Consider the following 25,727-nt stretch of genomic DNA (forward strand, 5'->3'; position numbering starts at 1 on the left):
CAAACAAAACCGGCATCCCACCAGATGCCGGTTTTTCTTTTCAACAGGGTTCCGCGCGTTCGGGATCATGCGTCCTTCAAACGAATCGGTTATCAAGACACTCATGTTCTCCCTGCTTCGAAAGCCGCGTCAGCCCAAATCTCCGCCGCCACCGGTGACGCGGACGATTGATGTTGCAGGCAAGGTCATGCCGCTGACCATTCGGCAGAATGCCCGCGCGACGCGGATGACGCTGCGCATCGAGCCGGGCGGCCGTGCGCTGAAGATGACCATTCCGGCCGGATTGCCCGAGCGCGAGATCAATGCCTTTCTCGATCGTCATCAGGGATGGCTGATGACCAAGCTTGCCCGGTTTTCCGGCGAGAGCGTGCTGGACGAGGGCGGCACTATTCTTCTGCGCGGCGTCGCTCACCGGATCGAGCGCACCGGCAAGCTGCGCGGCCTGACCGAGGCCGTGATCATCGACGACGAACCGGTGCTGCTTGTCAGCGGTGCGGAGGAACATCTGCGCCGCCGGATTGCGGACTTTCTGAAGAAGGAAGCGCGCAAGGACTTGGAACGGCTGGTGTCGATCTACGCACGCATGGTCGGCCGCAAGGTGAAGTCTTTGAGTTTCAAGGATACGCGTAGCCGTTGGGGCTCCTGTGCCGCCGATGGCGCCTTGAGCTTTTCCTGGCGCATCGTCATGGCGCCGCCAAAAGTGATCGATTATCTCGCCGCCCACGAGGTTTCGCATCTGCGCGAGATGAACCATGGCCCGGATTTCTGGGATCTGTGCGAGGAACTCTGCCCGGCGATGGACGATGCCAAGCGCTGGCTGAAGCGCAATGGCACCATGCTGCACGCAATCGACTTCGATTGAGAGTGTTGACGCTTAGCGCCGGTATTGGTTGCCCAGCGCGTCTCTGATCTTCTCGTCTGTCTTGTACTGGCTGAGCGCATAGACCGACCAGATCGCGGCGGGAATCCAACCGATCAGCGTAATCTGCAGGATCAGGCAGACAATGCCAGCAATCGCCGGCCGATGGTGAAAAACTGAAGCCAGGGCAGGATGATGGCAAGCAGAAGACGCATGGTGTTCTCCGTATATCTGCTTGGGATATAGGGAGCCGTACGGGCCATGCAACGGTCTACAGCATATAGGGTACGCGCACGAACGGGGAACCGGCCGCGAAATCCTTGGTATTGCGCGTAATGAGCAACATATCGCTAGTCTGTGCCGAGGCTTCGATGATCGCGTCTGGCAGCTTAATGTGCCGCTCCCGGCGTAACGTCACAGCCAGATCGGCAAATCGGCGCGGTCAGCCCGATCAAGGTAAAGCCACTGAGAAAAGCGCGCGTTCCCGTTTGAGCCTCTTCGCTGGCACCTGCCATGACTTCCATCCACGAAATGATGCTGATGGCACTCTCTTCATAAAGAGCAAGTTCATCGCGCGCCTGTGGAATACCGTTGAGATAATCGATCAGGATGTTGGTATCGAACAGCGCCTTTACCATTCGCTGCGGACTTTCTCCTGGTATGATAGCCCATCCATTCCGCGTTTGCCCCAGAGCCCGAAAGCATCGTCGATTTCAACTTGGCGCCGGCGCTGGACGTAATCGTCAATCGCGGCTCGGATCACAGCGGCCCGTGACAGCTTTTCCTTGCTTGCGATTTCTTCAAGCGCCTGAACTTGAAGCTCAGTAATGTCGATCAAAGTTCTCATGGGCACATCCTATATATCGATATATGATATCATTTAGCAGAACAGTGTCACCTGGGTGTTCTCGAAAGCCCGCAATTGTCGGTTTTAAGCTCGACTCCGACGGCATTTCATGTCAGTTCGCTGTGCATGAAAACGGAAGTCAAAATTTGTGGGTTGAAGACTGAAGAGGCCGTGGATCGGGCCGTGGCGCTCGGTGCGGGCTATACGGGTTTCATCTTCTTTCCGAAGAGCCCACGCAATATAGAGCCTGACGATGCCGGCCGGCTGGCCGAGCGCATTCGCGGCAAGGCGAAGATCGTTGCCGTCACGGTCGATGCCGATAATGATGATCTCGATGAGATCGTCTCGGCGCTGTCGCCCGACATTCTCCAGCTTCACGGCAATGAGAGCCCCGAGCGTGTCCTCAACGTCAAGGCGGTCTACGGATTGCCGGTCATCAAGGCGCTTTCCATTCGTGAGGCTGATGATCTCAGGCGCATCGAACCCTATATAGGCATAGCCGACCGCTTCCTGTTCGACGCCAAGCCGCCGAAAGGCTCGGATTTGCCGGGCGGCAACGGCGTGTCTTTCGACTGGAAGCTTTTGCACGCGCTTGACGAAAGTGTCGATTACATGCTTTCCGGTGGTTTGAATGCGGAGAACATCGATGAAGCCTTGGCTCTGACAGGCGCCAAGGCCATCGATACGTCCTCCGGTGTGGAAAGCGCACCGGGCATCAAGGATCTGGGCCGCATGGAAGAATTTTTCGATGCCATCGCCCGCGCGGAAGCGGATATGGCCGAAGCATCGGCAGGGAGAAGCAAGTGAACGAGACGCCACACCTGAATTCGTTCAAGACCGGACCCGATGAAGATGGCCGTTTCGGCATTTTTGGCGGCCGTTTCGTTGCCGAAACTCTGATGCCGTTGATCCTCGACCTGCAGGCTGAGTGGGACAAGGCGAAGACCGATCCGGAATTCCAGGCTGAGCTGAAATATCTCGGCGCGCATTATATCGGCCGCCCGAGCCCGCTCTATTTTGCCGAACGCCTGACGGAGCATCTTGGCGGCGCCAAGATCTATTTCAAGCGCGAAGAGCTGAACCATACCGGTTCGCACAAGATCAACAACTGTATTGGCCAGATTCTTCTGGCCAAGCGTATGGGCAAGACCCGCATCATTGCTGAAACCGGTGCCGGGCAGCACGGCGTGGCCTCTGCCACCGTTGCCGCCCGCTTCGGTCTTCCCTGCGTCGTCTATATGGGCGCGACCGACGTCGAGCGGCAGGCGCCGAACGTCTTCCGCATGAAGCTGCTCGGTGCCGAGGTCAAGCCGGTAACGGCCGGCTCCGGCACGCTGAAGGACGCGATGAACGAGGCCCTGCGCGACTGGGTCACCAATGTTGACGACACCTATTACCTGATCGGCACCGCTGCCGGTCCGCATCCCTATCCGGAAATGGTCCGCGACTTCCAGTCGGTGATCGGCATCGAAGCCAAGCAGCAAATGCTGGAGGCCGAAGGCCGCCTGCCGGATCTGGTCATTGCTGCCGTCGGCGGCGGCTCGAATGCGATCGGCATCTTCCATCCCTTCCTTGACGACGAATCCGTCAAGATCGTCGGCGTTGAAGCGGGCGGCAAGGGCTTGGAAGGCGACGAGCATTGTGCGTCGATCACGGCGGGCTCGCCGGGCGTGCTGCATGGCAATCGCACCTATCTGCTGCAGGACAGTGATGGACAGATCAAGGAAGGTCATTCGATTTCGGCCGGCCTCGATTATCCGGGTATCGGCCCCGAACATTCCTGGCTCGCCGATATCGGCCGTGTCGACTATGTGCCGATCATGGACCATGAGGCGCTGGAAGCCTTCCAGGTGCTGACTCGTCTCGAGGGTATCATTCCGGCGTTGGAGCCAAGCCACGCGATCGCCGAGGTGATCAAGCGGGCGCCGAAGATGGGCAAGGACGAGATCATCCTGATGAACCTCTCCGGCCGTGGCGACAAGGATATCTTCACTGTCGGCAAACTGCTTGGAATGGGGCTGTAACAGCATGACCGCACGCATGGACAAACGATTTGCCGATCTGGCGGCCGAAGGCCGGCCGGCGCTTGTCACCTATTTCATGGCTGGTGATCCGGATTTCGACACGTCACTGGCAATCATGAAGGCTCTGCCCTCGGCCGGTTCCGATATCATCGAACTCGGCATGCCCTTTTCCGACCCGATGGCCGATGGTCCGGCAATCCAGCTGGCCGGTCAGCGCGCTCTGAAGGGCGGGCAGACTTTGGTCAAAACCCTGGAGATTGCGCGCCTTTTCCGCGAAGACGATCAGAACACACCGATCGTTTTGATGGGGTACTACAACCCGATCTATATCCATGGCGTCGAGCGTTTCCTCGATGATGCACTGGCAGCCGGTATCGACGGCCTTATCGTCGTCGACCTGCCGCCGGAAATGGATGACGAACTGTGCATTCCGGCGTTGAAGAAGGATATCAACTTCATTCGCCTGGCGACGCCAACCACCGATGACAAGCGGTTGCCGAAGGTTCTCGAAAATACCTCCGGTTTCGTCTATTATGTCTCGATGAACGGTATCACCGGCTCGGCTCTGCCGGATCCGACTGTAATTGGCGGTGCCGTACAGCGGATCAAGGGCCATACGAAACTTCCGGTCTGCGTCGGCTTTGGCGTCAAGACGGCTGAGCACGCCCGCGCCATCGGCGCATCGGCGGATGGTGTAGTCGTTGGCACCGCCATCATCAACCAGGTGGCGTCCAGCTTGACCGAGGACGGAAAATCAACTGGGGCAACGGTGCCGGGCGTGGAAACGCTGGTTCGCGGCCTCGCAGCCGGCGTTCGTTCCGCGAAACTTGTCGCGGCCGAATAAATGCCCATATTCTGGGCCACGACCGGTTTTGACTATTCAGGAGTTTGGATTTGAACTGGATCACAAATTACGTTCGACCGAAGATCAACTCGATGCTCGGTCGCCGGGAAGTTCCGGAAAATCTCTGGATCAAATGCCCGGAAACCGGCGAGATGGTGTTTCACCGCGATCTTGAGGAAAATAAATGGGTCATCCCCGCATCCGGCTTCCATATGAAGATGCCGGCCAAGGCGCGGTTGAAGGATCTGTTTGATGACGGCGTCTACGAGGCCCTGCCGCAGCCGAAGGTGGCGCAGGACCCGCTGAAGTTCCGCGATTCGAAGAAATATGTTGATCGCCTGCGTGACAGCCGCATCAAGACCGATCTTGAAGACACCATCGTCGCCGGTGTCGGCCGTTGCCGTGGCGTCAAGCTGGTCGGAGTCGTGCATGAATTTAACTTCATGGGCGGCTCGCTCGGCATGGCTGCCGGTGAAGCGATCGTCAAGGCGTTCGAAAAGGCAATTGCAGAAAAATGCCCGCTGGTGATTTTCCCGGCGTCGGGCGGCGCCCGCATGCAGGAAGGCATCCTGTCGCTGATGCAGCTGCCGCGCACCACTGTTGCCGTGCAGATGCTAAAGGAAGCAGGACTTCCCTATATCGTCGTGCTGACCAACCCGACCACGGGTGGCGTGACAGCGTCCTATGCCATGCTGGGTGATCTGCATCTGGCCGAGCCGGGTGCCGAAATCTGCTTTGCCGGCAAGCGCGTTATCGAGCAGACCATTCGCGAAAAGCTGCCGGAAGGGTTCCAGACGTCGGAATACCTGATGGAACACGGTATGATCGACATGGTCATCAAGCGTCACGATATTCCAGATACGCTGGCTCGCGTGCTGAAGATCCTGATGAAGAAGCCGGTTGATGCAGCCAAGCTGAATGGCAGCACTGCTATCGCTGCGGTTCCGATGGCTGCCAGCGCCTGAGCGTCAAATAAGAAGGCGCTCGGGATTGCCCCGGTCGCCCGTAAGCGATGAGATCATTTGGGATTGGCGCGTCTTGAGCGCGCTTGCATGAGCGCCCGGCGCTCCAGCGGCAGTTGGAGGGAGCGGTGATGACCACGGTGCAGGTGTCCGAGGCTGGGCAGGAAATCGACAAGCTGCTGGCGCTTCACCCGAAGGGCTTCGATTTGTCGCTGGACCGGATCACCCGGCTTCTCGATGTGCTCGGCAACCCGCAGGACAAGCTGCCGCCGGTGATCCATGTCGCCGGCACCAATGGCAAGGGCTCGGTAACGGCCTTTTCCCGCGCCATCCTTGAGGCTGCCGGTCTCGCCGTCCACGTCCACACATCTCCCCATCTGGTCAATTGGCACGAGCGTTATCGCATCGGCAAAAAAGGCGAGCGCGGCGCGCTGGTCAGCGATGCCGTTCTGGCCGACGCTGTTCGCCGCGTTGGCGCGGCCAATGCCGGGCAGAAGATCACTGTTTTTGAGATACTAACGGCCGTCACCTTCGTGCTGTTTGCCGAGCATCCGGCCGACGTCGTCATCATCGAAGTTGGTCTCGGTGGCCGGTTCGATGCGACCAATGTTATCAAGACCCCCGCCGTTTCGGTGATCATGCCGATCTCGCTCGACCACCAGGCCTATCTCGGTGATCGCGTCGAACTGATTGCTGCGGAGAAGGCCGGGATCATGAAGCGCGGTTGCCCGGTGGTGATCGGCCATCAGGAAGAAGATACGGCGCGCGATGTGCTGATCTCCATTGCCGAGCGGCTGAAATGCCCGCTTTCGGTCTATGGACAGGACTTTATGGCGCACGAGGAATTTGGCCGTCTGGTCTATCAGGATGAATTCGGCCTTGCCGACCTGCCGGTGCCGCGCCTGCCCGGCCGCCATCAATACGCCAACGCCGCTGCTGCCATCCGCGCGGTAAAAGCCGCCGGTTTCGATATATCCGATGCCGTCATTGACAAAGGGTTGGTCACCGTCGAGTGGCCGGGTCGTCTCCAGCGGTTGACAGAAGGTAATCTGGCGCGTCTGGCGCCCGAGGGCTCGGAAATCTGGGTCGATGGCGGACACAATCCGGGCGCCGGTCAGGTCATTGCCGAAACTATGGCCAATCTGGAAGAGCGCGACCCGCGACCGCTGTTCATGATCATCGGCATGATCAATACCAAGGATCCGGTCGGGTATTTCCAGGCCTTCAAGGGGCTGGCCGAACAGGTGTTTACCGTGCCGATCCGGGGCTCTGACGCCGGGATAGATGCGGTGGCGCTGGCCGCCGATGCTGCTTCGGCAGGCTTCGAGGCCGGCGCGATGGCGACGGTCGCCGAAGCGCTTGGCGCTATCATGGCAATGTTCGACGATGATCCGGTGGCGCCACGTATCCTGATCGGCGGCTCGCTGTATCTTGTCGGCGATGTTCTTTCCGACAACGGCACGCCGCCGAAATAAAGCACCGCAGCGCGCCCATCCGAACTCCGGAGCAGAGAAAATCAATGTCCGATAATCATCCCGAACTGCCAGATGGCTATTCCCCTGTTCCGGCCGGCAAGGTTGCCAACGTGGTGACGTTCCTGGAAATGCGGCAGCGGCCGGCGGAAACGACCGGATTGCCGGGCCTGCCGTTTGCGCTCGTTCGTCTTAGCCCGCAAAACCTCGATATCTACCGGCGTCTGTTTCGCGATGTCGGCGAGGACTGGCTGTGGGGATCGATGCTGGGCGTCGGCGATGACGAAGTGCGCGGCATACTCTCCAATCCATCGATGGAAACCTATGCGTTGCGCGACGGTGACCGCGATATCGGCTTGCTTGAGCTCGATTTCCGCATTCCCGGTGAATGCGAAGTGGTTTATTTCGGCATCGTCAAGGATGCGATCGGCAAGGGAACCGGCCGCTTGCTGATGAACCAAGCGATCGCCAAGGCCTGGGCGCAGCCGATCGAGCGGTTCTGGCTGCACACCTGTACATTCGATCACCCGGCGGCCGTCGGCTTCTATCAGCGTTCCGGCTTCAAGCCTTACAAGCTGATGGTCGAGGTTCACGACGACCCGCGTCTGATCGGCCTGATGCCGAAAACCGCCGCCCCACATGTTCCATTGCTGGAACCTGCACCCGGCATTGAGTGATCTTGTAGAAACGAAAAAAGCCCGGTTTCCCGGGCTTTTTGATTCAGTCTGAACGTCACTTACGCAGCAGCGTTGGCAATCCAGGAGGTCAGGGCCGTCTTCGGTGCAGCACCGACCTTGATGTCGGCAACTTCGCCGGACTTGAACATGGCAAGGGTCGGGATCGAGCGCACGCCATATTGGGCGGCGATTTCCGGGTTCTCGTCGATGTTGACCTTGGCAACCTTGACCTTACCGGCCATTTCAACGGAAATTTCTTCCAGGCTCGGAGCGATCATCTTGCACGGGCCGCACCATTCGGCCCAGAAATCGACGATGACAGGCTCGACGGAGTTCAGGACTTCGTCCTGAAAATTGGAAGTATCGACTTTTACGGTAGCCATAGGCTGCTCCTTGGTTTCGAAATCGGCGTTCTTCGAACGGTTACCCATCATGTGATGGTTGAGCGTCAGCTTTTCAATCCCATTCCTATCTCACTTTGTCGCGAGCTCCACAAGACTGCTGTCCAGCATCGCCTGCGGCAGGGTAAGAACGGTGGGACCCCCGGTATAGATCAAAGCGCATAGGATAACGTGATCCGGGTAAAGCGGCTGCAGCAGGGCGCGGTAGATGGCCAGTTGCGCCCGGTAGACAAAGGGGACTGCTTCTGCGGAGGCAGGGATTTCGCGATTGGTCTTGAAATCGGCAATGATGACGGTGTTTCCCGATATGGCTAGCCTGTCGATCCGGCCCGACACCGCAAAGTCCCTGGCGCCAAGCTTGAGCGTGCCCATGACGGATACTTCCGCCCGGCTGCCGTCTGAAAATAATGCGGCCAGATCTGGATGCTCGATCACCCTCAGCACAGATTCAGTCAATGCCTGACGTTGTGCGGCAGACCAGCGCGGAACGGAGCGAAGCAGATACCGCTCAGCCGCCGCCCGTCGTTCTTCGGGTACGACCGATGGCAGCACCTGCAGGAACCGGTGCAGGATCGCACCGCGCAGCAGCGACGTATCGGCGCCGGGCTTCTGCGAGAACAGGGCAGAGCCCATGATGGCACCACTCTCCTCTTCATCGATCACGGCACCCGCGCCGGAAGGGCTGAGAGGCCGGGGCAGATGTTTTTGCGGCGGCAAAGGCTGCAACAGTGCCGGCGGCAGACCCATGCGTTGTACTTCCGCCGTCTCCTCGCTCCGTTCCTGCGTCTGCAGATCGCGGCCGGACGCGGAAACCTGCCAACGATAGCCGGTCCATTCCTGATCTCCGGCGGCAAATGTCATTGGTGCGCTGCGGCCACGCTCATCGGTAGAGAGGCTGGTGGTGACCATGGCATGCCAGCTCTCAAGATTGCCGCGCTTGCCCCGATAGCCGCAAACGATCAGCCGGTCAGCCGCGCGCGTCATGCCGACATAAAGCAGCCGGCGGTATTCTTCCTCGGCAGCCGTTTTCAACCGGTCGGTATCTGCATCGACCAGGATGGTGGATGCAGCGCCAGGCGGGCGCCAGACGGGCAGCGGCATTGCACCCGGGCGATCGTCCTGCTTGATCATCCTGAGACCGGAGACATGCTGTGAGTTAAAGGCCTTGCCGCCGCCGTCGACCAGGAAAACCACCGGCGCTTCCAGGCCCTTCGCCGCGTGAACCGTCATGATGCGGACCTCGTTGCGCTCCTTGTCCTGCTCGCGCTTGACCGTTGGTGCTTCCATCTCCAAGCCGGAAATGAAGGCCTGCAGGCCGGGAAGGCCGTTCTTTTCATGATCGAGCGCAAAGGTCAGGAATTCGTCGAGAATATCGCTGACCTCGGTGCCGAGCCGTCCGAGATAGGCCGCCCGTCCGCCGTCCTGGCCAAGGATCTGCGCGTAGAAATCATGCACCGGCAGGGTGCGCGATAGCGATCTGTAGCGCTGCAGCTTCTGCAGGGCGGGATGATAACGGCTCGTCTTGTCAGCGCCGAAATCGAGAAGATTGTTCCAGACGCTGACGGATGGCGGCCTTCCCACCGCCAGCACTGCGATATCGTCTTCGCCAAGGTTGAACAGCGGGCTCTTCAACACCGCCGCCAGCGACAGGTCGTCCTGTGGCAGAAGCACGAAACGGCCGAGCGCCATCAGGTCCTGCACGGCAATGTGGTTGGTCAGCACCAGCCGGTCGGCGCCGGCAACGGGAATGTTCTGTCTGGTCTTCAAGGCACGGGTCAGAGCGTTGACGAAGGCGTCGCGCTTGCGCACGAGAACGATGACATCGCCCGGCTGCATCGGCCGTTTGACGCCTTTTTCGATCACGGTTTCGCGGCCAATCCAGTCGGCAAGGATAGCGGCAATACACTGCGCCAGGATATTGGCCGGCGCATCTTCGGGCGTCGCGTCGAAGGCGGCCGTCCAGTCGTCCTCCTGAATGCTGTCAGCCGGCGCGATCGCATCCCAGACTTCCACGAGACCGGGGTGGCCGATGCGGTTGGACGCGTGCACGACCGCATCATTGCGGGCGCTGAGGCCACGGGCATGAACCGGATTTTCAAATACGGTATCGACGGCCGAGAGCACGTCTTCAGTCGAGCGGAAAGACAGCTGCAGCCGGATCGGGCTGAAGGCCTTGCCGCCATCACGAACCCGCCGTTCGGTCTCGATGCTCTCGTTGGAAAACCGCTCGGGCCGGGCGCCCTGGAAGGAATAGATCGACTGCTTTTCGTCGCCGACGGCAAACATCGTCCGGTTGCCGCCGCGTGCGGTTTCGCCGGAAAAGAAATCCTCGGCGAGCGACTGGATGATCGTCCATTGCACCGGGCTGGTATCCTGCGCCTCGTCAACAAGGATATGGTCGATGCCCTGGTCAAGCTTGTAGTGGATCCAGCGGCTGACATCGCCACGCGACAAAAGGGTCGCAGTGCGGTTGATCAGGTCATCGAAATCCAGCTGGCTTCGGCTCTTCTTGATGTCTTCGTAGTCGTTGTTCAGCCGGTCGGCGAGCACCAGTGCTGCCTTGGTGGCCTCAAACATCGAAATCAGGTTGAGCCGGTCGGTGGCGGCGATAATGTGGTCGCGGGCCGCGTTGACAAGGTCTTCCAGATCCGGCGCCTTGTCGCGCATGCCCTTGGATAGGAAGGCGGAATCGGCTTTCGGCTTGCCAGCCTGGGTGAAGAACAATCCATTCAGCGCATTGTAGCGTTGCAGCGGATCGGCGAGCTTGGCGACGGCGCGCAGGCCATCGGCAAACTCCGTAACCTTGGCGCCACCGGCGGAAAGTGCCATGCCGACATAACGTTCGAGCGCCGCGCCGTTCAGCCCCTTCAGAGGCCAGAATCCGGCTAATGCCGTTTGCGTCGTTTCGTCGGAGTTGAGCCCCAAAGCCAGGCGAAGGGCTGGATCGATACCGCCTTTGCTGCCGGCTTCATCAAGAAACACCTGGATCGGCGTGCGTTGCGCAACTATCGCCGAGAGCAGTTTCTCAAGCCCGGTATCGTCGGCAAGATCGAGCACCGTTGCAAAGGCTTCGGTCAGCTCTGGGTCATCCTCGCTTGCAGTGGCGGTCAGCAATGCCCGCCGGGCATCAGCCAGAAGCGTGGCAGAGGCGCGGTCGTCCAGCACCGAGAAATGCCCGGCAACATTCGCTTCCAGAGGAAACTGGTGCAGCAGCGCTTCGCAGAAGGCGTGGATGGTCTGGATCTTCAACCCGCCGGGCGTTTCCAGTGCACGCGCAAACAGGCGGCGGGCTTCCTGGCGTTTCAGCAGATCCGGCCGTTCACCCTCGATCGCGGTGATCCGGTCATCCAGGGCGGCATCATCCAGCGTCACCCATTCTGCCAGCCGCTCGAACACGCGGTTGGACATTTCCGATGCCGCCGCCTTGGTATAGGTCAGGCAGAGGATTGCCGAGGGCCGGCAACCGGACAGCAGGAGCCGGATAACGCGCTGGGTTAGGACATGCGTCTTGCCGGAACCGGCATTGGCGGAAACCCAGGCGGAGCGGGCGGGGTCGGAGGCGAGTGCCTGCTTGGCCGATGTCCAGTCCAGCCAGGCCTGCGGCGTCGGCTCGCGCGGGCCGAAATCGTCATCCGTCATTGCTGTCATCCTCACCTTCCGCTGTCGCCCATTCGGCAACCCGGGCCAGATGGTCGTATTCTCCGCCGTAATCGCGCTCCTTCTGCACGATCAACCGGGAGGCAAAGCCGTATTTGCCGCTCATCAGGGCCGCGAGAAGTCCGGTCAGTTCCTTCAGCGAATCCTCGGCCAATTGCTCGGCCGACTTGGTCTCGACATTGGCGCGCGCCTTGGCATGCTCATTGTTGACCTCCTGGACGGCAAACCGTTCGCCGGGTTTGAGGCGGACATACAGCAGCGATTGCGGGTGTTTCGCCCCGGCCTTCTGGAATGCGCCGGCCTTGAGCGCTGCCGCCTCTAGTGCGAGCTGTGGGTCAAGTAAAGCGCGGGCCTCGTTGATCGAGGGGTTCGATCCGGTCTTGTAATCGACAATTACGGCGCTGCCATCGCCCAAAATGTCGATCCGGTCGGCAATGCCGGTCAGCTTGATGTCTGACACGCCAAGCTCCATCGAGGCGTAGAGCTCGGTGAAGCTTTTACGGATATCGCCCTGTCGGCTGATTTCCCAGTCGATAAAGGCCTTGCCGACAGCGGCAAAACGCGGCCGCCAGACGATATCGATATGGGCGGGCAGGGCCTGTTCATCGAAGGCCTCATTGAGAATCCGGCTCATTTCCACTTGTGCTTCCGGCGATGCCGCATCCAGCTTGGCGCGCACAAAACGTTCCACGATCTTGTGATACAGCGTGCCGCGTTCGGCGGCACCTGGATCACGATTGAAGGGATCGATCGGCTGCAGGCGCAGGATACGCCGCGCATAGACGGCGTAGGGATCACGCCGTAGCCGGCTCACTTCGCTGAAGGAATAGCTGCGTGGCTGGTGTTCCGCCGAAGGTTTCGGTTCCGGCCTTTTGGCCAGTGGCTGGGTGACGCCCTGATCCAGCATGCCAGCCCATTGCTGATAATCCCGTCCATTGTAGCGCAGCGTTGCCGCAAACGGCTTGCCACCGACCGCGAGAAGCCGCTGCAGCCAGCGGGAGGCGACGGTCGGTGTGGCGCCCTTGCGCATGGCGCGGGTCAGAATGAGTTTGCGCGTGCCGCAGGCCATCTGGAAATCATGGGCCAGCTGGCCGATCCGCCGCTCGGGTGGCTCAAGCCCCATCGCGGTCTTCATCGTTCTCGACAGGAACGGATCATTGGCCGTCTGGCCGGGCCAAGTTCCCTCGTTCATGCCGCCGAGAACCACGAGATCGACGCTTTGCAGGCGGGACTCGAGTGCGCCGAAAATGAACACGCGCGGATGGCGCATCGAGCGCGGCTTGATCGATTCACTCGCCGACAAGGCCTCGACGATATCGCTCCATTGCGGCCCGTCCGCCGTCAGCTGGCCTTCGGTATCGATGACGGAACGCAACTGTGCCGCAAGTGCTTCGCCGGCTTCACCCGACCAGAGCCCGGCAAGGCTGCCATGCTCATTGATGGCGACCGCTTCCAGCGCGGCTCCGGTTTTCTCTGCCCATTGCGACAGCGGCAAGGCTGCAGTCAGCCCCCGGCCGCTTCTGTGGTGGCGCACCAATGTGCCGGCCAGCGGCTCGGCTGCTGCCGCAATACGCCGGGCGAGATCGCGGGCCTGCTCGATGGCCTCGTCGTCGATCTGGCCGCGCCATTCCGGCAAATGCTTCTTGCCGATTTCGTGCTGCAATGTCTGGTCGAGAAGGGTTTCAAGCTCCGAAATATCGGCGCTGCCGGTGCCACCGCGCAATGCCATCAGCTCCAGCGTCGTGACGGCTGCATTCATCGCCTCGGACGACAAGCCGAAACGGGCGAGCGGATGTTTGAGAAGCGCCACGATGGAGACGGGATCACCCGGTCGCAAAGCTGATTCGAGCAGCAACCTCACCAGGCTTCCGGGGCCGGTGGACGAGAGCGGCGTACCGGCGGAATCGTCGGCTTCGATACCGAAGCGCATGAGTTCTGCCGCCACCCGGCGGGCAAGGTCGCGGTCGGGGGTGATGAGGGCTGCCTGGCTTTCCTCATTGCCGTGCAGCGCAAGGCGGAGCGCAATGGCGATAGCGGTTGCCTCTTCGCGCTCATTGGCCGTTTCAATCAGCGCCGCATCGGCAAAGGCAACGGTTAGCCGGGCTGGATCGACATCGCCACGCAGCGCCGTCCAGCTGCTGGTCGCCTGAACTGGTAGAAGGGCATGGGAGATCAGCTCTGCCCGGTAATCGAGATCAGGCTCCGGAACACCGAGAACTGTGACGTCCTGCCGTGAAACCTGCATGCGTTTCAGCAAGCGGAAAAACCCGTATTGCGGATGGCTGCGGCTTGCCGAATCCGAGCGACCGGTCAGCGTTCCGGCTTCCGGGGCGATCATCATCCATTCGGCATCGCTCATCGTCTGGTCGAGACCGGGAAGGACGATGGTTCCGTTTGGAAGTTTTTGCACAGCCGCAATCAACTTGGCGGTTGCCGGGATGGAGCCTGTGGAGCCGGCAATGATGATCGGGCCGGTCACCTTGCCGTTGGCGATGCGCAGGGCCTCGGCTTCAAGGATGGCATTCCGGTGGCGAGCGGGAGAGGATTGCTTCAGTTCCTCCAGCCGGGCCGGCCAATAGGTGCTGGCAATTTTCAGGAATGCCAGCGTCAGCTGCCACCAGAGCGCATGGTCGGCGTCATCGAGCTTGTCGAGCGCATCCCAGTCCAGTTCCTCCGTCTCCATCGCGTCGATGATCTCGGAGAGATTGCGCGCCAGCCAGATGGCGTCGGCGGGGCTGGCCGGTGCGATCAGCGGGCTTTCCGCGTGCACGTCGAGCACAGCCTTCGGCAGCTGGTTTCGCCAGGCAAGGATAAGGCAGCCAAGCTCGATCAGCCGGGCAAGGTTGGGCAAGGGCGGTGCGAGATCGAGGATAGCCGGGATTTCGGCATCGAAGAAACCGCTATCGTCATCGGTTTCACCCAGTGCCCGGATCATCGGCAGGATCGCCGAGCGTCCGCCAAGGCAATCCACCAGTTCTGAGCGCAGCACGCGGGCCGAGCGCCGGGTCGGCACAAAAATGGTCACGCCGGCAAGCGACAGCGGATCGGCCGTGTCGTAGCGGAAACCGGGAACCAGTTCACCGGAACACAGCTTTTCGACCACGGTCTTCAGGAAGGGAAGGCCGGGTGGAATGGTGAAGACGTTGGAGACGGGATCCGTCACGTCATCAGGCTCCTGTCGCAAACTGTTGGATCACGTCTTCGGCCAGGCCAATCGCTTCAGGCGTCCCGACGGTTAGCCAGCGACCGTCGAGAACAATGCCGAAAAGCCGGTTTTGGGCGATCGCACGATCGAAATAGATGTTGATGTTGAAAGCATCATCGGGTGCATCGGCAAAAAGACGGCTGTGCAGCGCGATTGCGCCCGCATAGACAACAGGATTGTCCATACCATCCTTGTAGCGCGACAGCTGTCCTTGGGGATCGAGCGAAAAATCCAGTTTGCCGTTGTGTCCGGTCGTATCTTCGTTGCGCACGCAGAGCAGTGCCATGTCCATGCGCTCTGGATCGAAGAAGGACACGAGCCGTTCAAGATTGGACGGTTCGGCCGGCTTTTCTCCAACCCAGAACAGGTCGGCATTCATCACGAGAACCGGGCCTTCGGCAAGTAGCTTCAATCCCTTGACCAACCCGCCCCCGGAATTCATCAGCGCTGCCCGCTCATCGGAAACCAAGATGTTTGGCCGGCTTCGCTCAGCCAGATGCGCTTCCATCTTGTCGGCAAAATGATGGACATTGACCGCAGCCGTCGTCACGCCCGCCGCCTCCAGCAGGTCGAGCACATAGTCGATCATCGGCTTTCCCGCGATCGGAACCAGCGGTTTCGGCATTGTATCGGTGATCGGGCGCAGACGGGTTCCAAGCCCCGCCGCAAGCACCATGGCGTTTTCGATGATGGACATGGGCGGCACGTATTCCACTGAAGCTCTAGCCGCTGATTCGGCCTAAAGGATTCCAGCCTTTATGCACCAATCGCGCAAGGGCGCGAGTGCTTCGTGTTGGAGTGCCACCTCAAGATAGGAAAATGTCCGCGGCATGTGCTTCATGTAGAAGGGTTTGCCGTCGCGCTGCATCAGCCGCACCCAGATGCCAACGAGCTTGCAATTGCGCTGGGCGGACATCAGATGCCAGTCGCGCCGGAACGCCGTCTCGTCAAACGTGCCGAGAGCGTGGCGTTCTGTGCAGTAGAGCGACAGCATCGCGTCGCGCAGATCCGGTTCGATCGTGACGCGGGCATCCTGCGAGATCGAGGCGACGTCATAGGCGGTTGGGCCGATCATCGAATCCTGGAAGTCGATGATGCCAATCCGTTCGAAGCCGGAGCGATCGCCGCGCCAGATGATGTTCGGCGAATGGAAATCGCGCAGCAGCAGCTTCTTTTCCGATGAGGCCAGAAGATCGATCAGTTGGTCCCAGACGGCGAAATAGCCATGGCGCTCGGCATCCGAAGCCTTTTCGCCGCGCTTCCAGGGCAGGTACCAGTCGAGCAGCAGACTAGTCTCGATCTTCATTGCCACGCGGTCGAAGTCGGGAATATGGTGGGTGACAGGCCCGAGCGAGATATCCCGCGTCACCGGCTGCGCATGCAGATGGGCGAGGGCGCGCACACTTTCCAGGTAACGCTCGGCAATCGGTCGTCCGTCCGGGTCGAGAATACCGTCACTGCCGAGGTCCTCAATCAGCAGGATCCCGGCATCGAGATCGGCCTCATAGACATCCGGCGCGCAAAACCCTTTTTCCCTGATGTCGCGGGCGATGGCGACGAAGGGAATGACATCCTCGGCAAGATGGGCGAGCTGCTGATAATATTTGCCGTCCTGCAGGATCGGCCCGGGCTTGTGACGGGCCGAGTCCATCAGGATGCGGATCGGTTCTCCGGGAACGAGAATGCGTTCATAGGCCCGTGCGGACGCATCGCCGCTGAGATGGCGGCGTTTGGCGTGACCGTACCCGCACTGTCTGAGGAAGGCGCGGATGGCAAGGCTGCGCTCAATTCGTGCAAGGGCGCCAGCTTCACCGGTGATGGTGACGGCGCGTCCGTCGCCGAGATGAGAAAACGTTGCGGTCAGCCGCGACTTCGGTAGCGCCGCCAGGGCATTTTCCGGCCATTCCACCAGGCAGATGCCCTCGGACAACGCTTCGTCAAAACCCAGCTCATCGAGTTCTGACACGTCCGCCAGCCGGTAGAGATCGAAATGCGAAACCGGAATGCGCAGCTCATAACTTTGCACCAGCGTGAAGGTGGGGCTTGGAACCTCCAGCGCCGGATCGTCGGCCATGGCCCGCAAAAAGGCGCGCGCCAGTGTCGATTTGCCGGCGCCGAGATCGCCCGACAGCGCCAGGCAATCGCCGGCTTTCAGGGCTAGCGCCAGATCCTCGCCGAGCTCGATCGTGGCTGCTTCGTCCTTGAGGGTGAGCTCGATCACCTGCATTATTCCGCCGCGGCGATCTGCGGCAGGTCGCCGGACGGAATCCGGCAGCTCACTTCCGTGCCTTCGCCTTCCCGGCTGCGGATCGATACGGTGCCGTGATGAAGGCTGACGAAGCTTTCGACGATCGACAGGCCGAGACCTGCGCCGCCGTGCTGGCCATGGCTTTCGAAACGCTTGAATACGGTGTCGAGAACATCCTGCGGAATGCCGGTGCCACTGTCGGTGACGCTGAAGACGAAATCGTTGCCGTCACGGCGGCATTTCAGGCTGACTGTGCTGCCGTCAGGCGCAAAATTTGCAGCGTTGGTCAAAAGCTTGATAAGGATCTGCTTCAGACGCTGGTGATCGGCCACGAACAGGCCGAGCATATCCGGCGTGTCGATCTGCAGGGTGACGGCGCTTTCCTGCAGCCTGTCGGCCATCTGCAGCGACACTTCATCAAGGAAATCCGTCAGGTTGATTTCCGACAGGTCGAGTTCGACGATGCCCGCATCGACGGTGGCCAGATCGAGAATATCGTTGACGATGGTCAGCAACAGGGAGGACGAGGTGGAGATGTGATCGACATATTCCGCCTGCCGCTCAGTCAGTGATCCGAAAGCGGGTGTTTTCAAGAGATCGGCAAAGCCGATAATATTGGTCAGCGGCGAGCGCAGCTCATAGGACACGTGCTGGACAAAGTCGTTTTTCAGATGGTCGGCCATCCGGAGCGCATCGTTCTTCTCGGTCAGCGCGCGCTCGACCCGGGCGCTGTCGGTGATGTTGACGAAGGTCAGCATGGTCTGGGCGTTGGGCAGCGGAATGACGGCGAAATCGAGGATCAGGCCGGTCCGCAGCTCCAGAATACCCTGGCAGGACGGTCGTTCATCGTCAAAGCTGGTGATGAGATGCGAAAACCGCTTCCAACCGTCCGGTTGATCGTAGGATGGCGCGCACGCCAGTTCGATGGCGCGGATATGGGTACCCGGCTTCGCTTCGATCTCACTGATACCCCAGAGTGCGCGAAACGCGGGGTTGGACAGCTTGATGCGGCCGTCGGGGCCGAACACGGCGACGCCTTCCGATAGGTGGTCGATGGTCTCGCCCTGAACCTGCACCAGCGTGTTGTAGCGGGTTTCCAGATCGACCTTTTCCGTCAGGTTCTCGAACACCCAGGTCGCGCCGCCCTGCGGGCGGGCGGTGGCGAACACGCGCAGGGTCTGGCCGTTGGGCAGGTGCCAGAGGTCCGATTGTGTCTCGATCGCCTGATAGACCGCGAGAGCCGAGTCTTTCCACTGCTTCCAATTCAGCTGTTCCGGCAATTTGCCGACGGCGCGCAGCCGGTCGAGGATCTCGCCATTGCCCGGCTTGCGCTCGAGGAAGCCCATGTCGAGGTCCCACAGCCGCTGGAAAGCCTGGTTATAGAATTGAAGTTGTTGGCTACCATCGAAGATCGCCACCGGCGTTGCCAGGTGATCCAGCGTTTCGGCATGGCTCTTCAGGGTGCGGTTGAGTTCTTCGCGGACGGCCTCGACGTCGGAGACGTTGATTGCCATGCCTGCCGAGCCGCTGGTGCTCTTGGCGTCCACAACATCGAAGAATGTCCGGTTTCCACGCACGACGGTGGAGACCTTTTCGCGATACGGCGAATCATAGGTGCTGATGACGCGGATCTTCTCACGGGCAACGGTTGCCAGAAGCTCGCGGCTTTCCTTGACCGCTGCAGAGGGATCGGCCGCTTCGACAGCTTCGGCATAAGCTTCGTTCACCCAGAGGATGGCGCCGTCCGGTCCCCGCTGCCAGACTGGAAGATCGATCGCATCGAGCAGCGTGTGCAGGTTAGACAGCGCGCCGTGCAGGCGGTCGCGTTCCATTTTCACTTCCGCAAGCTCGGCGCGCAGATTGTTCAGTGCGACGAAACGGACGAAGGCGCGGCCGCCGGAAACGCGGCCCTGAGCCTCGATGATTTCACTCCGGTTGCTTTCAACGACAAGGTCAAAGCTCTCGGCATTTGAGCGCAGCCGTTCGATGGCTTTTTCCAGATCGGATGCCGATTGCGATTTAAGCCATCGGCCGAAAGCGAGGAAGTCACGGTCATCCGGCGGTGCGCCGGTTTCGGCCGGGAGCTGGCCGAGAAATTCAGGTTTGTTCGATTGGCCTTCCCAGACGACGATGCGGCGGTTCTTGTCGGCAATCAGCGCCTGGAACCGCGAAATCCGGTGGTTGGCATCGGCCAGCGCCGTATTCAGTTCGCGATTGTCGGTCTCCATGTTGCCGCGCTGGCGGATCAGCCAGATGGCCGACAGCATGGCTGCGGAAATGACGCCGATGAGGAGGGAAAAAGTCACGACTTCCGAGGAGCCGAATAGATTGGCTGTCGGCGCGCCCTCAGCCGCTGCAAACGCGGGGCAGGCGAAAGCCACGAGTGTCGAGCTTGCCATGAACCGGCGCAACAGGGACGGAATCCGGCCGCCGGCGCGTTTCAAAGGACCTGTTTCCATGGCGTGCTTCCCCGTTTGCACCACACATGATCGATGCGCCGGAAAACCCGAATCACGCGATCATCTGTGTATTCAACACCTTGAAGCGTGCCCCGGCCTTTCGGCCGGGTACGTTCAAAGCTCATTGGTCCGGTTGCAAATCGCCAAGCAGTGCCAAATCGAAATCCCGCCAAAGCAGGCCTCGTTCAATTCCGATTGCAGTCCGGTATGTCTTCGTCTGTTTGCCGCCTCAACGACAAGACATCCCATCCGTGACGCGTCTGTTCCGCATCTTCGCCACGAATCATTGTGCCAAAAACATACGCCTTCGGGGAATCCTCGGGAAGGGCGAAGCAAAAAAAGAGGCCGCGATCTTCTGTCAAGATCGCAGCCTCTATATGTTGTGGATTATCCGGGTAAGGACTAGTAGCGGTAGTGTTCAGACTTGAATGGACCCTTCGGTGACACACCGATATAGCCTGCCTGCTCTTGGGAAAGTTCCGTCAGCTTGGCGCCGAGCTTGGCGAGATGGAGGCGCGCGACCTTCTCGTCGAGGTGCTTCGGCAGGATGTGAACGCCCTTTTCGTACTGATCACCTTTGGTGAACAGTTCGATCTGGGCCAGCGTCTGGTTCGTGAACGAAGCCGACATGACGAACGACGGGTGGCCGGTGGCGTTGCCGAGGTTGAGCAGGCGGCCTTCCGACAGAAGGATCATGCGGTTGCCCTTGGGGAACTCGATGAGGTCAACCTGCGGCTTGATGTTGGTCCATTTCAGGTTACGCAGCGCGGAAACCTGAATTTCATTGTCGAAATGGCCAATGTTTCCAACGATCGCCATGTCCTTCATCTCACGCATGTGGTCCATGCGGATGACGTCCTTGTTGCCAGTCGTGGTGATGAAGATATCGGCCGAAGACACGACGTCTTCCAGCTGAACAACTTCAAAACCGTCCATGGCGGCCTGCAGGGCGCAGATCGGATCGACTTCCGTCACCTTGACGCGGGCGCCAGCGCCAAGCAGCGAAGCAGCAGAACCCTTGCCGACGTCGCCGTAACCGCAGACGACGGCAACCTTGCCGGCCATCATCACGTCGGTACCGCGACGGATACCGTCGACCAGCGATTCCTTGCAGCCATACTTGTTGTCGAACTTCGACTTGGTAACCGAGTCGTTAACGTTGATGGCCGGGAAGGGCAGCAGGCCCTTGGCGTGCAGCTGGTAGAGGCGGTTGACGCCGGTGGTGGTTTCTTCGGTCACGCCCTGGATGGCATCGCGCTGCTTGGTGAACCAGCCTGGCGAAGCGGCAAGGCGCTTCTTGATCTGGGCAACGAGGATTTCTTCTTCTTCCGATTCCGGCTTCGACAGAACGTCCTCACCGGCTTCGGCGCGGGCACCGAGCAGGATGTACATGGTGGCGTCGCCGCCGTCATCGAGGATCATGTTGGAAACGCCGCCGTCGGCCCATTGGAAGATCTGGTCCGTATAGGTCCAGTAGTCTTCAAGGCTTTCACCCTTGATGGCGAAGACCGGGACGCCGGTGGCAGCAATAGCTGCTGCGGCGTGGTCCTGCGTCGAGAAGATGTTGCAGGAGGCCCAGCGCACGTCGGCGCCGAGAGCAACCAGTGTTTCGATCAACACGGCCGTCTGGATGGTCATGTGCAGAGAACCGGTGATGCGGGCGCCCTTCAGCGGCTTTGACGCGCCGAATTCCTCGCGGCAGGCCATCAGGCCCGGCATTTCCGTTTCGGCAATGATGATCTCCTTGCGGCCGAAATCGGCAAGGCCGATATCTGCAACAACGTAGTCGTTTTTCGTGCTCATGAGTATCTCCGGGCTGGTGCCATGCACGAAGTCCTGACGTTTTGGCAGGGCCGGGCACGGCGCACTAGAATTCGCCACTTCCTGCGATGGGCAGGAGGTTTGTTCCTCAATTATCAGGAAATACGAAAGGGAGCAACAGGACATAAAGAGGTCTTTATGTCTTTATGTCTCTCATCTGGCCGAGGTCAGATTTCTTCGCCGAACTTGTCGGCAACCAGCGCATCAAGGGCGTCGAGCGCTTCCTGTGCCTGACGGCCGCTGGAGGTAACGGAGACCGAACAGCCGGTGCTGGCGGCCAGCATCATCAGGCCCATGATCGAGGTGCCACCGACGGTCATGCCGTCCTTCGAGACCCGGATCTCGGCATCGTAGCCCTCAACGGTCTGCACGAACTTGGCCGAGGCGCGCGCATGCAGTCCGCGCTTGTTGACGATTAGAAGGTCACGGGAGAGGGTCATGACCGAGGTCCCGTTATTTGCCACTGAGGACACGGCTTGCGACATTGATGTATTTCCTGCCTGCTTCGGACGCTTCGACGAGTGCCTTGTCCATATCGCTTTCGCCGCGGACACCGGCCAGTTTGATCAACATGGGAAGGTTGACGCCGGCAATGACTTCGACGGTGCCGCTCTGCATCACCGAGATCGCCAGGTTGGACGGCGTTCCGCCGAACATATCGGTAAGGATGATGACACCATTGCCTTCGTCGGCTGCGAGCACAGCGTGCAGAATATCCTGCCGGCGCTGATCCATGTCATCCTCGGGGCCGATGCAGACAGTCTCGATTGACTTTTGCGGACCGACGACATGCTCCAGTGCATGACGAAACTCTTCAGCCAGCTTGCCGTGTGTGACAAGCACAAGTCCGATCATGGTGTCTTCGCTCCAACTGCATCTGCAAAATCTATAAGGAGGGTCAGATATCGCAATGCAGCAATTTCGTCCACCTTTAGGGCGGCCATCTTGGCAAGGAAAAGGCGAATGGCAAGTTAAAAATCCGGAAATGCTGCTTTAAAAGGCATCAATGTCCTTGAAAATTGGCATTTTGAGGTAAAATAAGCCGCAAAATCTCAATAGAATTCAAGCCCTCGGCCAAGGGAATGCGATGCAACGGCAAAAAATCACCGGATGGCAAAGAAAACCTCTCATTTTCCGGGGGTAAACGCGGCTCAAATGGCGGTTTGACTGGGAGAATGGCAAAATCGATCACGGCCGCCGGTATTGTCTCGACAGCAACGATCCCTGTGCCTCGGACCTCGGCGAGCCCTGCAATCGAGGCCGGGCTGCGGGCAATGATGCGGCCGTTGCATACCGAAATCAGCACCTGATCATCGGAAACGAGCGCAGCAAACAGCCCGCAATTCCTTGCTGCGGCGAGGCAGGACAGCGCCAGCATCGTCTTGCCTGCTCCCGACGGGCCGACAAACAAAAAGCCCTGGGTTCCGAGTACCACGGCGGTCGCGTGAACATTGACCGCCGGCTTCGTCATGAATGGTTTTCGATCGGAAGCGACAGGATGAAGCGGGCGCCGGTAATCTTGCCGCTGGCATCCATCATGTTCTCAGCCTTCAGCGAGCCGCCATGGGCCTCGGCAATCTGGCGGGAGATGGAAAGACCGAGGCCAGAATTCTGGCCAAAATCCTCGCCGTCCGGCCTATCGGTGTAAAAGCGTTCGAAAATCCGGTCAATGTCTTCAGCGTTGATGCCCGGGCCATTGTCCTCGACATAGATGATGCAGCGGCTGCGGGTCCGGGTCAGGCGCAGGACGATGCGCCCGCCCTGGTCCGGAACGAACGACCGGGCATTCTCGATCAGGTTGGTGATGATCTGGCCGATGCGCAGCTCGTAGCCGCCCACATCGAAGCGTGCCTTCGGATTGTCTTTGCGCTCGACGACGAAGCTCAGTTCGACGACCTTCTTGCCGTTACGGATCTGCCGGGAAAGATCGATCAGGCCACCGAGCAGTTTTTCCAGATCAACCGCCTTGGCATCACTGCGGGCAAGCTCCGCGTCCAGCCTTGAGGCATCGGAAATATCGCTGATCAACCGGTCAAGACGGCGCACGTCATGCTGGATGACGTCCATCAGCCGTTTCTTGGAATCGTCGGTGCGGGCGAGCGGCAGGGTTTCCACGGCGCTGCGCAGAGAGGTCAGCGGGTTCTTCAATTCGTGGCTGACATCGGCGGCAAAATTCTCGATTGCGGCAATACGGTCATAGAGCGCCGTCGTCATCTCGCGCAGCGCAACGGACAGATTGCCGATCTCGTCCTGGCGGGAGGAGAAATCCGGAATTTCCTCGCGCTCCTTGGCGCCGCCACGCCGAACACGGATCGCGGCGGCTGATAGACGCCGGAGCGGATTGGCAATCGTGCTCGACAAAAGCAGCGACAGGACGACGTTGACGAGTGCTGCGACCCCGAACACGCGGATAATCGCCAGTCGCTCGGCATGGACGATCTTATCGATATCGCCCGCCTGCGTTGATAGAAGCAGCACGCCGAGAACCGCGCGAAACCGCTGAACGGGCACGGCGACGGAGACGATCAGTTCGCCCTTTTCGGTGACGCGCACGACGGCGCCGCGAACGCCGGTCAGCGCATTCATGACTTCCGGATAGATCGCGCCGTTGCCGCCCGGTGGTTCCTTGTAGAGCGGCAGATTGCCGGGTTGCAGCACACGGTTGAACCAGGAGTTCAGCCGTTCGGACCATGTCACGGCTTCCGGCTCTATCGGCGGCAGGTCGAAACGCAGTACCTGACCGCCGGTATAAAGGTGGCGGGAATCCAGCAGAAGATCGGCGTCGGCATCGAACAGCCGTGCACGGGTGCGGGTCGGCGAAATCAGCCGCCGCAGCACGGGCGCCACACGTTCCTGGTTGATCGGAAACTCGAGATCCTCATCGCTCGGCAGTGGCGTGATGCTTTGGCCTGCCTGCAGTTCCAGCAGTTTTTCCGGATCGATGGTGATCGAATTAGTATCCACGGACGCGGACGCCGCGATCGCGCCGGCGATGATTTCCCCTTGCGTCAGAAGGCTTTCGACGCGAGCATCGATCAGTCCTTCGCGGAACTGGTTCAGATACATGATGCCGCCGACGAGGACGACGAGCGCGACAAGATTGAAGAACAAGATACGGCGCGTCAGGCTGGAAAAGACAGCGTTGCCGAAGATACGGCGAATCAACGTGAAGGGATGCGCCCACGTCCGGCCCGAAGCCGCCCGTGTTTCGCCCTCATCCACATCGATGTTTCGCAAGACTTCGACCAAGCCTTCAACTCCCGCTTTCGCGGCCCTTGTATGTCAATGGCAGTTACTGCCGTTCAGTGGCAGACCTGGCTGCCGTCCGCCCGAGGGCAGATTGGAGATGACGCCCTTGCGTCTCTCTTTGGCGCGGAGCCGTATCATACAGCTCGGTCCTTGACCACGCCAGACTTTCGCCTTGAGGCAATGCCCGGCGTGGCAAGGAGATACGATCCGGACTCAGGCCGATTCGCGGAAGCGGTAGCCTACGCCGTAAAGCGTTTCGATCATGTCGAAGTCGTTGTCGACCATCTTGAACTTCTTGCGCAGCCGCTTGATGTGGCTGTCGATGGTGCGGTCGTCGACATAGACCTGTTCGTCATAGGCAGCGTCCATCAGCGAATCGCGGCTCTTCACCACGCCGGGGCGTTGCGCCAGCGAATGCAGGATGAGGAACTCGGTCACCGTCAGGGTCACCGGCTCGTTCTTCCAGGTGCAGGTGTGGCGTTCCTGATCCATGGACAGCTGGCCGCGCTCCAGCGAACGTGCCTGGATATCGGCGGCACTCTTGGCTGCGCCGCTGCCGGTGCTTGCGGCGGCTGCCGCTTCCCGGTTGGCCGAGCGGCGCAGGATCGCCTTGACGCGCTCGACCAGCAGACGCTGGGAGAACGGCTTGGTGATGAAGTCGTCGGCGCCCATTTTCAGGCCGAACAGTTCGTCGATCTCTTCATCTTTCGAGGTGAGGAAGATCACCGGGATATCGGATTTCTGGCGCAGGCGGCGCAACAGCTCCATACCATCCATGCGCGGCATCTTGATATCGAAGATCGCCAGCTGCGGCGGCCGGGCAAGCAGGCCGTCGAGAGCCGAGGCACCGTCGGTATAGGTTTCGACCTTGTAGCCTTCTGCCTCCAGTGCAATCGATACCGAGGTCAGGATATTCCGGTCGTCATCGACAAGTGCAATCGTCTGCATCGTATAGGGCTCCACCATTTCGCTGCGCCTCCGAGGCCACCCCGGTTGTCCGGG

21 protein-coding genes are annotated in these 25,727 nt (G+C 60.1%); 7 read left to right on the forward strand and 14 right to left on the reverse strand.

Annotated features, from left to right (window positions below; translation table 11 throughout):
- Nucleotides 1-103: 103 nt before the first annotated feature.
- Nucleotides 104-862, forward strand: a complete 759-nt coding sequence (locus ACQY8Q_RS12095; RefSeq protein ID WP_428426802.1) for a M48 family metallopeptidase — start codon at nt 104-106, stop codon at nt 860-862.
- A gap of 386 nt (nt 863-1,248) precedes the next feature.
- On the opposite strand, the gene ACQY8Q_RS12100 is transcribed toward ACQY8Q_RS12095, so the two are convergent.
- Nucleotides 1,249-1,497: a PIN domain-containing protein gene (locus ACQY8Q_RS12100; RefSeq protein ID WP_428426803.1), complete on the reverse strand. Its 249-nt coding sequence runs from the start codon at nt 1,495-1,497 to the stop codon at nt 1,249-1,251.
- Nucleotides 1,491-1,706: a ribbon-helix-helix protein, CopG family gene (locus ACQY8Q_RS12105; protein ID WP_428426804.1), complete on the reverse strand. Its 216-nt coding sequence runs from the start codon at nt 1,704-1,706 to the stop codon at nt 1,491-1,493. Before ACQY8Q_RS12105 ends, ACQY8Q_RS12100 begins: the two co-directional genes overlap by 7 nt.
- A gap of 126 nt (nt 1,707-1,832) precedes the next feature.
- Here ACQY8Q_RS12105 and ACQY8Q_RS12110 point away from each other — a divergent pair, with 126 nt between their 5' ends.
- From ACQY8Q_RS12110 to ACQY8Q_RS12135, 6 genes are all read left to right on the forward strand, one after another.
- Nucleotides 1,833-2,513 carry a phosphoribosylanthranilate isomerase gene (locus ACQY8Q_RS12110; RefSeq protein WP_428426805.1) on the forward strand — a complete coding sequence of 227 codons (681 nt, stop codon included), beginning with the start codon at nt 1,833-1,835 and terminating at the stop codon, nt 2,511-2,513.
- The gene (trpB, locus tag ACQY8Q_RS12115; protein WP_428426806.1) at nt 2,510-3,730 is read left to right on the forward strand and encodes a tryptophan synthase subunit beta; all 1,221 of its coding nucleotides are present in this window, start codon (nt 2,510-2,512) and stop codon (nt 3,728-3,730) included. The genes ACQY8Q_RS12110 and trpB overlap by 4 nt, the downstream gene beginning before the upstream one ends.
- 4 nt (nt 3,731-3,734) lie before the next feature.
- Nucleotides 3,735-4,574: a tryptophan synthase subunit alpha gene (trpA, locus tag ACQY8Q_RS12120; RefSeq protein WP_428426807.1), complete on the forward strand. Its 840-nt coding sequence runs from the start codon at nt 3,735-3,737 to the stop codon at nt 4,572-4,574.
- Between the two features lie 50 nt (nt 4,575-4,624).
- The gene (gene accD, locus ACQY8Q_RS12125; RefSeq protein WP_113247428.1) at nt 4,625-5,539 is read left to right on the forward strand and encodes an acetyl-CoA carboxylase, carboxyltransferase subunit beta; all 915 of its coding nucleotides are present in this window, start codon (nt 4,625-4,627) and stop codon (nt 5,537-5,539) included.
- Nucleotides 5,540-5,667: 128 nt separating this feature from the next.
- Nucleotides 5,668-7,011, forward strand: coding sequence for a bifunctional folylpolyglutamate synthase/dihydrofolate synthase (locus ACQY8Q_RS12130; RefSeq protein WP_428426808.1), 1,344 nt, complete (start codon nt 5,668-5,670; stop codon nt 7,009-7,011).
- A gap of 44 nt (nt 7,012-7,055) precedes the next feature.
- On the forward strand, nt 7,056-7,685 hold the full coding sequence (locus ACQY8Q_RS12135; protein WP_428426809.1) for a GNAT family N-acetyltransferase: 630 nt from the start codon (nt 7,056-7,058) through the stop codon (nt 7,683-7,685).
- A gap of 59 nt (nt 7,686-7,744) precedes the next feature.
- Here the strand turns inward: ACQY8Q_RS12135 and trxA are convergent, their stop codons facing one another.
- The 12 genes from trxA to ACQY8Q_RS12195 form a co-directional block, all read right to left on the reverse strand.
- Nucleotides 7,745-8,068 carry a thioredoxin gene (gene trxA / locus ACQY8Q_RS12140; protein WP_428426810.1) on the reverse strand — a complete coding sequence of 108 codons (324 nt, stop codon included), beginning with the start codon at nt 8,066-8,068 and terminating at the stop codon, nt 7,745-7,747.
- A 90-nt stretch (nt 8,069-8,158) separates the two neighbouring features.
- Nucleotides 8,159-11,725 (reverse strand): double-strand break repair helicase AddA, encoded by a 3,567-nt coding sequence (addA, locus tag ACQY8Q_RS12145; RefSeq protein WP_428426811.1) that lies wholly within the window; start codon nt 11,723-11,725, stop codon nt 8,159-8,161.
- Entirely contained in the window at nt 11,715-14,906 is a 3,192-nt protein-coding gene (addB, locus tag ACQY8Q_RS12150) for a double-strand break repair protein AddB (protein ID WP_428426812.1), read from the reverse strand. Before addB ends, addA begins: the two co-directional genes overlap by 11 nt.
- 4 nt (nt 14,907-14,910) lie before the next feature.
- Nucleotides 14,911-15,645 carry a nucleotidyltransferase family protein gene (locus ACQY8Q_RS12155; RefSeq protein ID WP_428426813.1) on the reverse strand — a complete coding sequence of 245 codons (735 nt, stop codon included), beginning with the start codon at nt 15,643-15,645 and terminating at the stop codon, nt 14,911-14,913.
- Nucleotides 15,646-15,687: 42 nt separating this feature from the next.
- Entirely contained in the window at nt 15,688-17,175 is a 1,488-nt protein-coding gene (gene tsaE, locus ACQY8Q_RS12160; RefSeq protein ID WP_428426814.1) for a tRNA (adenosine(37)-N6)-threonylcarbamoyltransferase complex ATPase subunit type 1 TsaE, read from the reverse strand.
- On the reverse strand, nt 17,175-19,655 hold the full coding sequence (locus tag ACQY8Q_RS12165) for an ATP-binding protein (protein ID WP_428426815.1): 2,481 nt from the start codon (nt 19,653-19,655) through the stop codon (nt 17,175-17,177). The genes tsaE and ACQY8Q_RS12165 overlap by 1 nt, the downstream gene beginning before the upstream one ends.
- Nucleotides 19,656-20,057: 402 nt before the next feature.
- Nucleotides 20,058-21,458 carry an adenosylhomocysteinase gene (gene ahcY, locus ACQY8Q_RS12170; RefSeq protein ID WP_428426816.1) on the reverse strand — a complete coding sequence of 467 codons (1,401 nt, stop codon included), beginning with the start codon at nt 21,456-21,458 and terminating at the stop codon, nt 20,058-20,060.
- Between the two features lie 185 nt (nt 21,459-21,643).
- A complete protein-coding gene (locus ACQY8Q_RS12175) occupies nt 21,644-21,916 on the reverse strand; it encodes an HPr family phosphocarrier protein (protein ID WP_428426817.1) in 273 nt (90 codons plus the stop codon).
- Nucleotides 21,917-21,929: 13 nt separating this feature from the next.
- A complete protein-coding gene (locus tag ACQY8Q_RS12180) occupies nt 21,930-22,331 on the reverse strand; it encodes a PTS sugar transporter subunit IIA (RefSeq protein WP_037096714.1) in 402 nt (133 codons plus the stop codon).
- 148 nt (nt 22,332-22,479) lie between these two features.
- A complete protein-coding gene (locus ACQY8Q_RS12185; RefSeq protein WP_428426818.1) occupies nt 22,480-22,947 on the reverse strand; it encodes an HPr kinase/phosphorylase in 468 nt (155 codons plus the stop codon).
- Nucleotides 22,944-24,725, reverse strand: a complete 1,782-nt coding sequence (locus tag ACQY8Q_RS12190; RefSeq protein ID WP_428426819.1) for a sensor histidine kinase — start codon at nt 24,723-24,725, stop codon at nt 22,944-22,946. The genes ACQY8Q_RS12185 and ACQY8Q_RS12190 overlap by 4 nt, the downstream gene beginning before the upstream one ends.
- A gap of 213 nt (nt 24,726-24,938) precedes the next feature.
- Nucleotides 24,939-25,673: a response regulator transcription factor gene (locus tag ACQY8Q_RS12195; RefSeq protein ID WP_037097523.1), complete on the reverse strand. Its 735-nt coding sequence runs from the start codon at nt 25,671-25,673 to the stop codon at nt 24,939-24,941.
- Between the last annotated feature and the right edge of the window lie 54 nt (nt 25,674-25,727).

The organism is Pararhizobium sp. (assembly GCF_965279435.1).
Taxonomy (GTDB): domain Bacteria; phylum Pseudomonadota; class Alphaproteobacteria; order Rhizobiales; family Rhizobiaceae; genus Pararhizobium.

Excerpts from the sequence above, each read along its gene's own strand:
- ACQY8Q_RS12175 (WP_428426817.1), bottom strand. The coding sequence starts at position 21,916 with ATGACCCTCTCCCGTGACCTTCTAATCGTCAACAAGCGCGGACTGCAT.
- ACQY8Q_RS12185 (WP_428426818.1), bottom strand. The coding sequence starts at position 22,947 with ATGACGAAGCCGGCGGTCAATGTTCACGCGACCGCCGTGGTACTCGGA.
- ACQY8Q_RS12095 (WP_428426802.1), top strand. The coding sequence starts at position 104 with ATGTTCTCCCTGCTTCGAAAGCCGCGTCAGCCCAAATCTCCGCCGCCA.
- ACQY8Q_RS12105 (WP_428426804.1), bottom strand. The coding sequence starts at position 1,706 with ATGAGAACTTTGATCGACATTACTGAGCTTCAAGTTCAGGCGCTTGAA.
- addA (WP_428426811.1), bottom strand. The coding sequence starts at position 11,725 with ATGACGGATGACGATTTCGGCCCGCGCGAGCCGACGCCGCAGGCCTGG.
- tsaE (WP_428426814.1), bottom strand. The coding sequence starts at position 17,175 with ATGCAGGTGATCGAGCTCACCCTCAAGGACGAAGCAGCCACGATCGAG.
- ACQY8Q_RS12180 (WP_037096714.1), bottom strand. The coding sequence starts at position 22,331 with ATGATCGGACTTGTGCTTGTCACACACGGCAAGCTGGCTGAAGAGTTT.
- ACQY8Q_RS12110 (WP_428426805.1), top strand. The coding sequence starts at position 1,833 with ATGAAAACGGAAGTCAAAATTTGTGGGTTGAAGACTGAAGAGGCCGTG.
- ACQY8Q_RS12135 (WP_428426809.1), top strand. The coding sequence starts at position 7,056 with ATGTCCGATAATCATCCCGAACTGCCAGATGGCTATTCCCCTGTTCCG.
- trpA (WP_428426807.1), top strand. The coding sequence starts at position 3,735 with ATGACCGCACGCATGGACAAACGATTTGCCGATCTGGCGGCCGAAGGC.
- ahcY (WP_428426816.1), bottom strand. The coding sequence starts at position 21,458 with ATGAGCACGAAAAACGACTACGTTGTTGCAGATATCGGCCTTGCCGAT.
- ACQY8Q_RS12100 (WP_428426803.1), bottom strand. The coding sequence starts at position 1,497 with ATGGTAAAGGCGCTGTTCGATACCAACATCCTGATCGATTATCTCAAC.
- ACQY8Q_RS12155 (WP_428426813.1), bottom strand. The coding sequence starts at position 15,645 with ATGTCCATCATCGAAAACGCCATGGTGCTTGCGGCGGGGCTTGGAACC.
- trxA (WP_428426810.1), bottom strand. The coding sequence starts at position 8,068 with ATGGCTACCGTAAAAGTCGATACTTCCAATTTTCAGGACGAAGTCCTG.
- ACQY8Q_RS12195 (WP_037097523.1), bottom strand. The coding sequence starts at position 25,673 with ATGCAGACGATTGCACTTGTCGATGACGACCGGAATATCCTGACCTCG.
- ACQY8Q_RS12165 (WP_428426815.1), bottom strand. The coding sequence starts at position 19,655 with ATGGAAACAGGTCCTTTGAAACGCGCCGGCGGCCGGATTCCGTCCCTG.
- ACQY8Q_RS12130 (WP_428426808.1), top strand. The coding sequence starts at position 5,668 with ATGACCACGGTGCAGGTGTCCGAGGCTGGGCAGGAAATCGACAAGCTG.